Raw genomic sequence first — 13,909 nt, 5'->3', positions numbered from 1 at the left:
TAGAGTTCAAAGTATGGTCGATCGCAATGTCTGATGCCGAAACATGGGAAAACATCCAGAAAATACAGGCCAATACACAACCTTATACATTTAAACTCACAACATCAAAAGAAGAGCTGGAGAAAAACACCGTAGATATAAATCTGGATCAGAACATTAAATTCGATTCCAACATTCTCAACCTTACAGAATTCAGATGGAATCCATTCGAAAGTACAATTTACGGAACATATGATGGAACAGTGTATATTGACAGTGACTATTATCTGATCGGAACAGACGATCAGGGAAACAAAATCTGCTATCAGGAGACAGGAAGAAATGGCGAAGAAACTGCATTCCAACAAACCATAGACCCTGAATTCACCGGCTACAAAGAAATCTCTCCGGAAGCAAAATTAATCACATTACAATTATATGAAGTAAAAAACGATACAGCCCACCAGGTATTCGAAGAAAAAACAGATAAAGATTCCTCAGATGATGTCTACGTAGAATCTGCAGGCTATGTATATAATGAGGGAGAAAGCCCCACAGATGACGCAATACCAATAGGAGACAAGTTTACAGTACAGATAAGATGAAAATGAAGAAGACATATTATTTAAACAAAGATGTTCTGCCGACAATCCCGGTACCACATGATTGTATAATTAAAAAAATCCGTATAGAGCACAAATGGCTGATATTTACCTTTGACAATGATACATCCTATTATGATTCTGTCAGAAAACTTAGCCCAAACATCAGGAATTTGATTTTGAAATATCATCTAAGTAATCCAGAAGACTTTTCTGTATATAAGTGTAGTAAAACTTTAAAACGAATCTTAAATAAAGAATGCTATATACGCCAGAATACCAGGAAAATTACAAAATTACCCCGCAAACGTCTGGAATATTTGTACCATAATGTAGGATACTGTTCGATTATAACTAAGTTGCATTCAGATGCCCCTGTTATGATAGATGCAGGGGTTGATTATCTGGTATATGAGTGGATAGAATAGTATGACTAATGAAGTAAAATATATATCTTTGTAGACGTTACATCTTCGAAACGTTATACTATTTCCATAAACTAATCGAGGTGATCCCAAAATGAAAAACAAAATCCTGGTAATCGAAGATGACAGAGCAATTTCCGAATTATTATGTATGAACCTAACCATAGCTGGATACGAAACAGTAGCCGCCTACGACGGAATAGAAGCCCAGCGCCTATTGCTATGGAATGAAGATGCAGACCTTGCAGTTGTCGATATTATGCTTCCCGGCAAAGATGGCTTTGCTCTGATGGAAGATTTCCGCGCAAAGAATCTCCCGGTGATCTACCTTACTGCAAAAGATGACGTAGCATCCAAAGTAAAAGGCCTGAAACTCGGTGCAGAAGATTATATGGTAAAGCCTTTCGAAATGTTGGAACTTCTTGTACGGATTGAAAAAATCCTTGAAAGAACCGGCCGTGCAAAGAGAATTCTCACAATCAAAAATATTCAGGCAGATCTCCAGAGCCATCAGATTCTGAAAGATGGGATTCCCGTAAACCTGAAACCACTGGAATACGATCTCTTTATCCTGCTCTTACAGAACAAAAACATCGCACTTGGAAGAGAAGAACTATTAAAACGTGTCTGGGGCGAAGAATATCTGGGAGAGAGCAGAACTGTAGACGTGCATATCGGCCAGCTCCGCAAGAAACTGGAGTTGTACGATGAAATAAAAACAATCCCAAAACTTGGCTATCGACTGGAGGACTAACCGCTATGAAGTTGTGGAAACGGACAGTAGCACTTATGCTGATAACACTTTTGTGCTCTCTGATACCGGTCGGTGTCCTGAGCCTGTATGTCACAGGAAAAAGAAGCCTGAATAATGCTGCTGAAACCTATGGACGACAGCTTGCAAATGGAAAAAATCTCCTGGAACAATTCTGGGACAACAGTAAATATGAGCAGATGTCAGAAACGGGAAAAAAATCTTATCTGGAATTCCAGTTTCTGAGATGCTGCGGTGAGAAAATGCTCCTCATTAGTTCCGAAAGTAAAGAAGCCGTAGTAAACCGCACAGATTATGAGATTGTCAGCATGGATAATCTCGGTTTAAACAACAAAACGGATTCCTATGGGTACAAAATCCAGAAACTGAATCACAAATACTTACTTTTACAGCATGCGCTGCTTACAAATCCAGAGGGTTACGAAATACTTTCAGTCCGTGATGTTACTTCTATGTTTATGGAACTGAGACAGACGGCAGCCTGGTTCCTGGGAATCTATCTGGCAGTATTTTGCATTGCTGGTCTGTTTATCTATCTAATGATGAAGCGGACCGTACAGCAAATGGAAAAACTGCAGGAAGTAGCCGGAAAACAGGAAATGCTTATGGGAGCACTTGCCCACGAAATGAAAACACCTCTTACTTCTATTATTGGATATTCAGATACTCTGCGGCATGTAAAACTAAACGATGAACAAAAAGACCGTGCCTTGGAACATATCAGCCGTGAGGGAAAAAGACTTGAAAAACTTTCCGGAAAAATGCTCCAGATGCTGGGGCTCCATCAGAATGATTCAATAAAAATGGAGTCACACTCTATAGGAGAACTGCTGGAACATGTAGTTCAGCTAGAGGCAGAACAGGCAGCGCAGAGACAGATACAATTACAGACAGAATACGAAGATTTTTCTATGAAAATGGATGATGAATTAATGGAAAGTCTTCTTGTAAATTTGATAGATAACGCTCTCCGTGCTACAGAAGCAGGAGGTCGTATTACCGTAAAAGCATATAAAGAATCGGGTAGGAAAATTCTGGAAGTTGCAGACAACGGTCGGGGAATACCACAGGAAGAACTGGGAAAAATTACGGAAGCTTTTTACATGGTAGACAAATCCAGAAGCCGCCAGGAGGGCGGAGCAGGACTTGGACTTGCGTTATGTGTAAAAATCGCAGAAGTTCATGGAGGCAGACTGGACATCACAAGCCAGCTTGGAACAGGAACGAAAGTAAGAGTAATATTTGATAAAAAAGATAAAGAATTAACCTGATCTAGCAGATGGAATTTACAACTTGTTTACATCTTGATGAATACATTGGAAAGACAGTATGGTACTCTTTTCTCATATGAAGAGGGTACCTTTTTTGACAAATTAAGAAAGGATGAGAAAGAAATGAAGAAAGTAAAAATATTTCTGGGAGCTTTTTTATGTATGAATCTTTTTACAATATCAGGATGTGATAAGGTCGTTCATTCTGCTGTTGTAGAAGAAAAGGATAAGACTGCTGCAAAGAAAGAGGAAAACAAAGAGAAAGAAACAGTTCAGAAAACAGTCGCTGAACAGGTTCAGGCTCCGGAAACCTATCAGACAACCATTCAGTCGGATTTAAGATCCTCAGAGCGAACAGATCAGGAAAATCCTATGAAATTTACCCTGACAGCCGATGCACCGGTGGAAGTGCCGGATGTGGATGCCATATGTCTGAAAAATGTAAAAAAAGCGACAATTTCTGAAGAAGAGCCACAGAAAGTACTGGATACTTTTGCCAAAGGGCAATTGTTGAAACAAGACTATGATGGATTGGCAGAAACATATGAGGTGGATGGACTGACGTACCAGTATACAGGTACATTCCCCGATTTAGAAGCATTTAGTTTTTGGGAAAAATATGCTGCGTTTGATGATGTGAACGAAGAAAATATGTCTCAGGATGAGAAAAAACAAAGAGCAGAACGATTTCAGAATTATATAAAAGCAGGAAATCAGAATATGACTGATGACGGCGCAGAAAATTATGTAAAGGATATTGTTTCTGGAGAATGGCACCTGTTTGACAGTGCATCAAAAGAACTCACAGAAGAAAACTGCACTTTGGAAAAGACCTCTTTTTTCTTTGAAAGAATGGTCGATGGTGTACCTGTTAATTATATACGGAATTCTTATCTGCCATATGATGAATTATCCCGTCCCTGGATAGATGAAGACGATAATTTTCATGAAGCGAAGTGCGATGTGTGGGATAATGAATCGCTGACAATGATTTTCTGCAGCGGAACACTTCAGAGTTTCCAACACAGTGATCCAATTGAGGTATCAGATGCTTCGGACGAAGCATTGTTTCTTCTGCCATTTGATGAAATCAAAGATATTTTCGAAAAAACAATCACCATGCAGATTATGACAGAACAGGAAAACCGTCTGCCGGCAGTAGGTGGCATAAGTTTCAGCCGTTATCCCTCTATTGATGCACAGAGTGTTGAGATGATGATAACAAAAGTCCAGCTTGGATATATGCGCGTGCGGGAGGGCAACAGCAGCACAGAGGGAAGTCTGATTCCGGTGTGGGATTTCTATGGAACCTGGAATTCCCAGGAACCGGCCTATGCAGATGGCGGTGATGAAATGGGTATAGACAGCGTTACTATGGATCGCATCGGTGTACCGCTTCTCACAATCGATGCACGAGATGGCAGTGTCGTACAAAGAGTACAGGGCGGATCATCGACTACGTTTCCTGGTGGTATTGGAGAATGTGAATAAACGGTAATAAAAAAGTGCAGTGTTTATCTGGTTAAAATAGAAATGAAACCGGAAATATGGTATGATTGGGACAACAATTAAAACCAGAGCGTGTTTGGAAATAATTTCTACAATCTGCATGCTCCAGATATTAAGGAGGACACAACAATGGATGCAAACATGAAAAAAAGAAATGAACTTTTGGCAAAAACAGTGATTAAGGGACTGGAATCCCGCAATATGTCCGGGTATTATGCAAAAGATAAAGAAACAGCATTAAAGCAGGCCCTGGAACTGATCCCAAACGGAAGCACAATCGCCATGGGCGGATGCATGAGTGCACATGAGATCGGTCTGGTCAAAGCTCTGCAGGATGGAGATTATAATTATATTGACCGCGCAAAGCTTGAGCCTCGTGAGGGACTTATGGCAGCCTATGATGCAGATTTCTTTTTATCCAGTGCCAACGCAGTCACAGATGATGGCGTCCTTGTCAATATTGATGGCAATTCCAACCGTGTATCCTGCATCGCCCAGGGCCCGAAAAAAGTAATTTTTATTGTAGGTATAAACAAAGTCTGTCCAGATCTTGACAGTGCAATGAAGCGTGCCAGAAATGTAGCAGCTACAGCTAATGCACAGAGATTTGATATCAAAACTCCATGTAAGGAAACCGGAAAATGCTTTGACTGCAAATCCCCGGATACCATTTGCTGTCAGTTTCTGATCACCAGATATTCCAGACATAAAGACAGAATCCATGTGATTCTGGTAAATGACACACTTGGGATGTAACCAAATCAAGTAAGTCCCTGGCTTCGATTGAACACAAATAATAAAAAAGAACAGTCTCATTGACGCATAATAAGTCAAAGGGGCTGTTCTTTTTTGGAAAACAATAGGTCTGAAAAAGTCAATATCTGTATCATGTAAATCAATACCGGAATGGTTTCTGACACAGAATCCTAATATAATATCCATGCGGCGATATATATCTGTATGTATTGCCAGTCCAATGGCATGGATCGGAGCCTGTGCACTTTTGATCCCGGTTTATTATAAGATGATGAAGGAAATTGTGCAGCATTACTGAGAATGGAGTGACGAGTGCGAGTAATAAAATTTTGAGATAACAGCCGTAAGGGATACTTTACAATAGAAAAACGGATAAAAATGTGCTATGCTATCAACAAACAGAAATCCGTTGATTAAGGAGAGTGAATTATGCGTTTTGTAATTCAGAGAGTAATGCATTCAAAAGTGACAATTAATGGTGAAGTACGAGGTCAGATAGGCAAGGGCTTTATGGTTCTTATCGGAGTAGGAGAGGAAGATACCGTTGAAATTGCAGATAAAATGATCCATAAAATGGTTAATATGCGTATTTTCGAAGATGAAAACGGTAAGACAAACCTTGGCCTGAAGGAGGTGGGCGGAAGTCTTCTGCTTATTTCCCAGTTCACATTATATGCTGACTGTAAAAGAGGAAACAGACCTTCCTTTATAAGAGCAGGGGCCCCTGATATGGCTGAAAATCTGTACAAATACATAATTGCCAGATGCAAAGAACACATTGATATTGTTGAGCAGGGAGAATTTGGGGCAGATATGAAAGTGGAGCTTGTGAATGACGGTCCCTTTACAGTCATATTGGACAGTAATGAATTATAATTATCTGTAACTGTTCAGTATTTTACGGCAGATTGCTGGATGATTATCATTATCTATAACAAGAAAAAGATATGAAAAAAGCAGTTATAAATTATCAGAAAACAACAGGAATTGCAAGAGAGGAGCAGATTTATGAAAATCGGATTTATCGGATGCGGAAATATGGCTTCTGCCATGATCAGTGGTATGCTGAAAAAAGGACTTTATAAAAAAGATGAGATTATTGTTTCCAATCTTACAGAAGAAGGAAGTAAACGAAGCAGAGAAAAGCTGGGAGTGGTTACAACCCTGGATAACCATGAAGTGGTAAAAAACACAAAACTGGTTTTCCTGGCAGTGAAACCACAGTTTTATGAAGAAGTGCTGAATGAAGTAAAAGGTGAACTGACACCGGAACACACAGTCGTAGGTATTGCACCGGGGAAAACTCTTGCCTGGTTAGAAGAAAAATGTGGACAGCCTCTGAACGTGGTAAGAATGATGCCGAATACTCCTGCTCAGGTTGGTGAGGGGATGACAGGCGTATGTGCCAATGAGAAAGTATCGGCAGAAGAACTGGCTCAGATCTGTGAGATCACAGACAGCTTTGGACGTACAGAAGTAGTTCCGGAGCGTCTGATGGACGCAGTAAGTGCTGTAAGCGGATGTTCACCTGCATATGTTTTTATGTTCATAGAAGCAATGGCAGATGCTGCGGTAGCCCAGGGAATGCCAAGAAAACAGGCTTATCAGTTTGCTGCACAGGCTTTACTTGGAAGCGCAAAAATGGTACTGGAAACAGGCATGCATCCGGGAGAACTGAAGGATATGGTATGTTCACCGGCCGGAAGTACCATTGAGGGGGTAAGAATCCTGGAACAGAATGGATTCAGAAGTGCTGTTTTTGAAGCTCTGAATGGAGCTGCTGAAAAAGGTAAAAAGATGTAATCTCAGTAACTCTAAGGCTCTGAAAATCCGCTAAAACCATAAAAAATCCGCTCAAACTCGCCGCAAAGCGGCTCAGACAGTGAGCGGATTTTTTATAACGCGAATTTCCAGAACCTAAGAGTTACTACAATTCCTGCAAATACATATTAACAGAACAATATTTCGAAGCTGTTTTATTATAAATTTCCTTGACTCAGACGACTGTTATGATATTTACCGGAGTTCGTAACATCTTCGCCAAACCATACAGGTGGATTATAACTGAGTGCCTGTTCTTCAGAAGAAAATTCCACTTCTGCGAGATAGAGTCCTTCATAAGGAGCATCAAATACATCCAGTTCAATGGTGAGTCCATCTTTTTCCGGGATAAGATAGCGTGTTTTGGAAATGAGAATTCCGTCAGCTTTTGGACGCATATGTTCATAGGATTCTTTTGTAAGTGGAAGATTATATTCCTCACGGGTCATAAGACCTTTGGATTTATAGGTAAGATAGTAGTTATCATCCTCTTTGCGGATACGGACTACCGGTGCAGTGGATAAATAGCCCTGTTCAAGTTTATGATGTGGATAAGCATCAAGATCTGCAGGCAGGTTTTCCTTGGATATTAAAAATTTACGTTCGATTTCCATTTCATTCAGTTCCTCCGTTGAAAGTGTGTCGGTTTTTTATTGTGTGCTATAATGATAATAGCATAGACAGAAAGACAATAAAATATAAAAATTTTGTGATAAAGAAAGTAGGAAATAGCATGGGACAGGAGGAAAAATATATGGATGAATACATAAAAGAAATATCAGAAAAAATTGAAGATAAAAAAGAATATTATGCTGAAATCAGCAATAAAATCTGGGAGTATGCAGAACCCAGATTTCAGGAATATAAATCCTCTGAATTACTTCAGCAGTCATTAAAGGAAGAGGAATTTTCCATAAAATCAAATCTGGCAGGTGAGGAAACGGCATTTATTGCAGAATACGGTTCCGGAAAACCGGTTATAGGATTTCTTGGCGAGTTCGATGCTCTGCCGGAACTTTCGCAGAAAGCAGATGCTGCCGAGAGAATCCCGGAAGAAAAAATATCAGATTCAAAATATGAAAGCATTCAGGAAAGGGAAAAGAAACAAAATCCAGATTCAGGACATACTGATAATTGTGGCCATGGCTGCGGTCACCAGCTTATCGGAACAGGTACCCTTGCCTCCGTCATCGCATTAAAAGACTTCATGAAAGAACACAAGCTGAAAGGAACAATCCGCTACTACGGCTGTCCTGCTGAAGAGAATGCCGGAGGTAAAGCATTTCTCGTACGCGACGGCTATTTCAATGACTGTGACCTCGCCCTCTGCTGGCACCCGGAGCAGGGACGACGCGCATGCTACGGAAGCACAAAGGCAAACTTCAGAGTGTTCTTCACATTTCATGGAACCCCGGCCCACGCCTCCATGTGTCCGGAATTGGGCCGCTCCGCACTGGATGCAGTAGAATTAATGGACGTAGGCGTAAACTACATGCGTGAACACATGATAGACGAAGCCAGAATCCATTATGCCATCACCGACACAGGCGGAGATGCCCCGAAACGTAGTCCAGTCCAGAGCTCAGGTACTCTATGCTATCCGCGCCCCGAAGATCACTCAGGTAAAAGAACTCTATAACCGCGTATGTAACATAGCCAAAGGCGCTGCCCTCATGACCGAAACCACCGTAGAAATTCGCCAGGTGGCTGCCTATTCCAACTTAATCTCCAGTAAAATCCTTGCAGACCATATGAACACCTACCTGGAAAAACTCGGCCCAATTCCATATACAGAGCAGGAATATGCCTACGCTCAGAAATTCCAACAGTCCCTCTCAGATCAGGACAAAAACCAACTCCCTGCAATTGCCCGGGACTACTTTGGATCAAACGCCGCCGAAGCCATGAAAAAACCAATCTTCCAGCCAATCGCCTACCAAAACCTGTACAGCGACCTCAAATACTCCACCGATGTAGGTGACGTAAGCTGGATTGTTCCAACCGTCCACCTTAACATCCCCACATTCGCCGCCGGAACCGCCCTCCACTCCTGGCAGGCAGTCGCCCAGGGCAGATCCACCATTGCCCACAAAGGAATGCTCTATGCCGCCAAAATCATGGCTCTCACCGCTATAGATTTCTTGCAAACTCCAAAACTGGTAGAAGATGCTAAAAAAGAGCTGATAGAGACCTTAGATGGAGAAACATATCCAAACCCCTTACCTGAAGATCTGATTCCAGAAATCTGGTAGATTTTAAAACATTGTAACTAAGCATAAAAAATGCTATAATCCTTTTCAGAAATACAATAGACAATACTATAGAATTGCTATAGAACAATCCAATAAAAATCACCCAGGAGGTACCTCAAAAAATGAGCAAAAAAGCATACATCTTCCTGGCCGACGGATTCGAAGACATCGAAGGTCTCACCGTAGTAGACCTTCTCCGCCGCGCCGGAATCGACATCAAAACCGTATCCATCAAAGAAACCACCCAGATCCAGACATCCCACGGCATCACCATGCTCACTGACACAACATTTACAGAAACCAGCTTCACCGATGCCGATATCCTCGTTCTCCCAGGTGGAATGCCAGGAACAAAATACCTTGCAGCATACAAACCACTCACCGACCTCCTGACAGATTTCAACAACAAAGGCAAAAAAATCGCAGCCATCTGCGCAGCTCCAAGCGTATTCTCAGGACTTGGTTTCCTCAAAGACAAAAAAGCCACATCCTACCCGTCATTCATGGAAGTCATTGCCAAAGATGGCGCCCAGACCAGTGAAGACAGTGTAGTAACAGATGGAAATATCACTACCAGCCGAGGTCTTGGAACAGCCATAGATTTCGCACTTTCCATCATCGAACAGCTTGAAAGCAAAGAAAAAGCAGACGAAATCGCAGAGTCCATAGTATACAAACGCTAAAGAATCCGCAGAAACCTTGTATTTCCGCGAATTTTCTGCGAAAAAACACTAGCACTTTTAGTTTTTTTGTGCTATACTGCTACAATGACTGTAAATATATAATTAAGTTATAGACAGGCCTTTTGCGTTACTGTCCACGGGGAATATTCCGCGAGGTGTTTTTTGTGAACGGAGTTCACGGAAAACCCGAGACATATCGCGCGAATTTATGCGATAGCATAAATTCTGTGCATCGCGAAGCGTGTTACTGGGCACGGAGTGAACAGTGACTCTCCCGCTTCTGTAAATGGTGGGAGCGGAGCTTAGACTTGAATATATAGAAATAGGTAAAAACTGTGAATGATATAACGCAGCTGAAAAAACCAGTCGCAAATTATAACCTGAAAATTAAGGAGGAACACGTAACATGAGTTTACAGGTGGAAAAAATGGAAAAAAACATGGCGAAACTTACTATCGAAGTTGCCGCTGAAGATTTAGAGAAAGCTATGCAGAACGCATATCAGAAAGCAAAAGGAAGAATCTCCATTCCTGGATTCCGTAAAGGAAAAGCTCCAAGAAAAATGATCGAGCAGATGTATGGAAAAGGAGTATTCCTTGAAGATGCTGTTAACGCTCTGATTCCGGAACACTACAGCAAAGCTTTAGCTGAATGCGAACTTGAGATCGTTTCCCAGCCAACAATCGACATCACACAGGCTGAGCCGGGAAAAGCATTTATCTTTACAGCAGAAGTAGCTACTAAACCGGAAGTTACATTAGGTGACTACAAAGGTGTAGAAGTACCGAAGACTGAGATCACAGTAACAGATGAAGACGTAGATGCTGAGATCAAGAAAGAGCAGGAGAAAAACTCCAGAACAATCAACGTAGAAGACCGCGGAGCTCAGTTACAGGATGTTGTAACAATCGACTTCGAAGGATCCGTAGACGGAGTACCATTTGACGGCGGACAGGCTACAGAATATCCTCTGACACTTGGTTCCAACACATTCATCCCGGGATTCGAGGATCAGCTTGTTGGCGCTAAAGTTGGCGATGATGTAGATGTTAAAGTTACATTCCCTGAAGAATATCAGGCAAAAGAACTTGCCGGTAAAGAAGCAATCTTCAAATGCGCGGTTAAGAAAATCGAAGCAAAAGAACTTCCGGAACTGGATGACGATTTTGCAAAAGATGTTTCTGAGTTCGATACACTTGCAGAGTACAAAGAACACATTAAGACAAACCTTGTAGAAAGAAAAGAAAACGAAGCAAAACGTGCAAAAGAAGATGCTGCAGTAGATAAAGCAATCGAAAATGCACAGATGGATATTCCGGAAGCTATGCTTCAGACACAGTGCCGTCAGATGCTTGATGACTTCAGCAGAAGAATGCAGTCTCAGGGATTATCCATGGATCAGTACTTCCAGTTCACAGGCATGACAGCTGAGAAGATGATGGAAGACATGAAACCACAGGCATTAAAGAGAATCCAGACAAGACTGGTTCTTGAGAAAGTTGCAGAAGTTGAGAACATTCAGCCAACAGAGGAAGAAGTAAATGAAGAAATCTCCAAGATGGCTGAAGCATACAAAATGGAAGCTGACAAGTTAAAAGAATTACTTGGAGAGCGTGAACTTGAGCAGATGAAGAAAGACATGGCTGTTCAGAAAGCAGTTACTGTTATCGCTGACGCTGCTAAAGAAGTTTAATTTTAAAGTAATCAAATTTTAATACGGGAGAGAGGCAGACTTATCTGTTTCTTCTTCCCGGAAAAAAGTCAGCCGCGAAAATGGAGGCGTTTATATGAGTTTAGTACCTTATGTCATTGAACAGACAAGCAGGGGAGAGAGAAGCTACGACATCTATTCAAGGCTTCTGAAAGACAGAATTATTTTTCTGGGTGAGGAAGTAAATGATGTGAGTGCAGGACTGATCGTATCACAGCTTCTTTTCCTGGAAGCAGAAGATCCTGGTAAAGATATCCAGCTGTATATCAACAGCCCGGGCGGTTCCGTAACAGCCGGCATGGCAATTTATGATACCATGCAGTACATCAAATGCGATGTTTCCACCATTTGTCTTGGAATGGCTGCCAGCATGGGAGCATTTCTTCTGGCAGGAGGTGCAAAGGGCAAGAGATTTGCTCTTCCGCATTCTACAATCATGATCCATCAGCCATCCGGTGGTGCACAGGGTCAGGCAACAGAGATCCAGATCGTGGCGGATCATATCGCACAGACAAAGAGAACTTTAAATGAATTATTGGCTGCAAATACCGGTCAGCCGATAGAAGTTGTTGAGCGTGATACAGATCGGGACAACTATATGACTGCTGAAGAAGCAAAGGCATATGGACTGATTGACGGTGTAGTCATGCATAAATAATGCGAAAGATAAGACTCCTGTGAATCATCACAGGAGTCTTATTATATCACTAAAGCGACCCGCCGCAGGCGGAGAATCCTGCAAAGCAGGATTCTTTTTTAAATCAAATTTAGAAAGGATAGACATAAATTCATGGCAGAAAAGATGAGAGAAGGAAAAATAAGATGTTCCTTTTGCCAGAAGACAGAAGACCAGGTAAGAAAACTGATCGCAGGTCCGGATGGTAAAGCATTCATTTGTGATGAATGTATTGGGATCTGTTCAGAAATCATGGAAGAGGAATTAAATCCTTATGATGACAGTGAAATCATGAACTCTGATATCAATCTTCTGAAACCGGAAGAAATCCATGCAGTTCTGGATGATTATGTAATCGGACAGGATGCTGCGAAGAAAGCTCTTGCCGTTGCTGTTTATAATCACTACAAGAGAATCCTTGCATCCAGAAATTCCGAGGTAGAGCTTCAGAAGAGTAATATTCTGATGCTTGGCCCAACAGGTTCCGGTAAGACATTACTCGCCCAGACACTTGCAAGACTTCTGAATGTACCATTTGCTATCGCAGATGCCACAACACTGACAGAGGCCGGTTATGTAGGTGAAGATGTTGAGAATATTCTTCTCAAGATCATTCAGGCGGCAGATTATGACATTGAGCGTGCACAGTATGGAATTATCTATATCGACGAGATTGATAAGATCACGAGAAAATCTGAAAATGCATCTATTACACGTGATGTTTCAGGAGAAGGTGTACAGCAGGCTCTCTTAAAAATCCTTGAGGGAACAGTTGCAAGCGTTCCTCCGCAGGGTGGACGTAAGCATCCGCATCAGGAATTCATCCAGATTGATACGACCAATATCCTGTTTATCTGTGGTGGTGCTTTTGACGGAATCGAGAAGATCATTGAGTCCAGACAGGACACCAAGTCTATCGGTTTTGGAGCAGAAGTTTCCGTAAAAGAAGAGAGGAATGTAGGAGAAGTTCTGAAGGATGTAATGCCGGAAGACTTTATCAAATTCGGTCTGATTCCTGAGTTTATCGGACGTGTGCCGGTAGTTGTAACTCTGGATGCCCTTGATGAGAATGCACTGATCAGCATTCTGAAAGAGCCGAAGAACTCACTTACCAAACAGTATCATAAATTATTTGAGCTGGATGGCGTTGAGCTTAATTTCGAAGATGATGCGCTGCAGCTTGTTGCGAAGAAATCTCTGGAACGTAAGACTGGAGCCAGAGGACTTCGTGCAATCATGGAAGGTTCACTGATGGATCTGATGTATAAGATTCCGTCAGATGATACAATTCGTAAGTGCATAATTACAAAAGATGTAGTAGAAGGCACCGGTGAGCCGGAGATCGTCCGCGGAGAAGCTCCTGCAAAGGCGAAGACAGCCGGAAGCAGAAGATCGTCCCGGACACATAAGAAAGACAAGCCGGAAACAGCCTGATGAAAGGGACTGAACAAT

At 41.8% G+C, this 13,909-nt stretch carries 13 protein-coding genes and 1 pseudogene; 13 read left to right on the top strand and 1 reads right to left on the bottom strand.

The genetic code is table 11. The features are described from left to right. The 7 genes and pseudogenes from AC058W_RS01545 to proC form a co-directional block, all read left to right on the top strand. Nucleotides 1–584, top strand: a pseudogene (locus AC058W_RS01545) (DUF4179 domain-containing protein); the annotation flags it as partial. Nucleotides 585–1,100: 516 nt separating this feature from the next. Further along, nucleotides 1,101–1,760: a response regulator transcription factor gene (locus AC058W_RS01540; protein WP_025581106.1), complete on the top strand. Its 660-nt coding sequence runs from the start codon at nucleotides 1,101–1,103 to the stop codon at nucleotides 1,758–1,760. Nucleotides 1,761–1,765: 5 nt separating this feature from the next. Then, nucleotides 1,766–3,049, top strand: a complete 1,284-nt coding sequence (locus AC058W_RS01535) for a sensor histidine kinase (RefSeq protein WP_119242519.1) — start codon at nucleotides 1,766–1,768, stop codon at nucleotides 3,047–3,049. Between the two features lie 123 nt (nucleotides 3,050–3,172). Further along, nucleotides 3,173–4,540 (top strand): DUF6034 family protein, encoded by a 1,368-nt coding sequence (locus AC058W_RS01530; protein WP_479389619.1) that lies wholly within the window; start codon nucleotides 3,173–3,175, stop codon nucleotides 4,538–4,540. A gap of 147 nt (nucleotides 4,541–4,687) precedes the next feature. Further along, the gene (locus AC058W_RS01525) at nucleotides 4,688–5,314 is read left to right on the top strand and encodes a lactate utilization protein (RefSeq protein WP_178762217.1); all 627 of its coding nucleotides are present in this window, start codon (nucleotides 4,688–4,690) and stop codon (nucleotides 5,312–5,314) included. 429 nt (nucleotides 5,315–5,743) lie between these two features. Next, the gene (gene dtd / locus AC058W_RS01520) at nucleotides 5,744–6,190 is read left to right on the top strand and encodes a D-aminoacyl-tRNA deacylase (protein WP_008706007.1); all 447 of its coding nucleotides are present in this window, start codon (nucleotides 5,744–5,746) and stop codon (nucleotides 6,188–6,190) included. 132 nt (nucleotides 6,191–6,322) lie between these two features. Then, entirely contained in the window at nucleotides 6,323–7,117 is a 795-nt protein-coding gene (gene proC / locus AC058W_RS01515; RefSeq protein ID WP_118138018.1) for a pyrroline-5-carboxylate reductase, read from the top strand. A 176-nt stretch (nucleotides 7,118–7,293) separates the two neighbouring features. Here the strand turns inward: proC and AC058W_RS01510 are convergent, their stop codons facing one another. Beyond that, nucleotides 7,294–7,749: a CYTH domain-containing protein gene (locus AC058W_RS01510; protein ID WP_055058348.1), complete on the bottom strand. Its 456-nt coding sequence runs from the start codon at nucleotides 7,747–7,749 to the stop codon at nucleotides 7,294–7,296. 140 nt (nucleotides 7,750–7,889) lie between these two features. On the opposite strand from AC058W_RS01510, the gene AC058W_RS01505 reads away from it, so the two are divergent. From AC058W_RS01505 to clpX, 6 genes are all read left to right on the top strand, one after another. Then, nucleotides 7,890–8,774 (top strand): amidohydrolase, encoded by an 885-nt coding sequence (locus AC058W_RS01505; RefSeq protein ID WP_479389618.1) that lies wholly within the window; start codon nucleotides 7,890–7,892, stop codon nucleotides 8,772–8,774. A gap of 34 nt (nucleotides 8,775–8,808) precedes the next feature. Beyond that, nucleotides 8,809–9,387, top strand: coding sequence for a zinc-binding metallopeptidase family protein (locus tag AC058W_RS01500; protein WP_479389617.1), 579 nt, complete (start codon nucleotides 8,809–8,811; stop codon nucleotides 9,385–9,387). A gap of 122 nt (nucleotides 9,388–9,509) precedes the next feature. Beyond that, nucleotides 9,510–10,070, top strand: coding sequence for a DJ-1 family glyoxalase III (locus AC058W_RS01495; RefSeq protein WP_117677253.1), 561 nt, complete (start codon nucleotides 9,510–9,512; stop codon nucleotides 10,068–10,070). 406 nt (nucleotides 10,071–10,476) lie between these two features. Next, nucleotides 10,477–11,763, top strand: coding sequence for a trigger factor (tig, locus tag AC058W_RS01490; RefSeq protein ID WP_117677252.1), 1,287 nt, complete (start codon nucleotides 10,477–10,479; stop codon nucleotides 11,761–11,763). A 94-nt stretch (nucleotides 11,764–11,857) separates the two neighbouring features. Then, entirely contained in the window at nucleotides 11,858–12,439 is a 582-nt protein-coding gene (clpP, locus tag AC058W_RS01485) for an ATP-dependent Clp endopeptidase proteolytic subunit ClpP (protein ID WP_008705991.1), read from the top strand. 132 nt (nucleotides 12,440–12,571) lie between these two features. Next, nucleotides 12,572–13,891 (top strand): ATP-dependent Clp protease ATP-binding subunit ClpX, encoded by a 1,320-nt coding sequence (gene clpX, locus AC058W_RS01480; RefSeq protein ID WP_117677251.1) that lies wholly within the window; start codon nucleotides 12,572–12,574, stop codon nucleotides 13,889–13,891. The last annotated feature ends 18 nt before the right edge of the window (nucleotides 13,892–13,909 follow it).

The sequence above is a fragment of the Blautia sp. CGZ-1-C1 genome (assembly GCF_056504575.1).
Note: the sequence above shows the minus strand (reverse complement) of the source record. Positions and strands in the feature narration are given on the sequence as shown.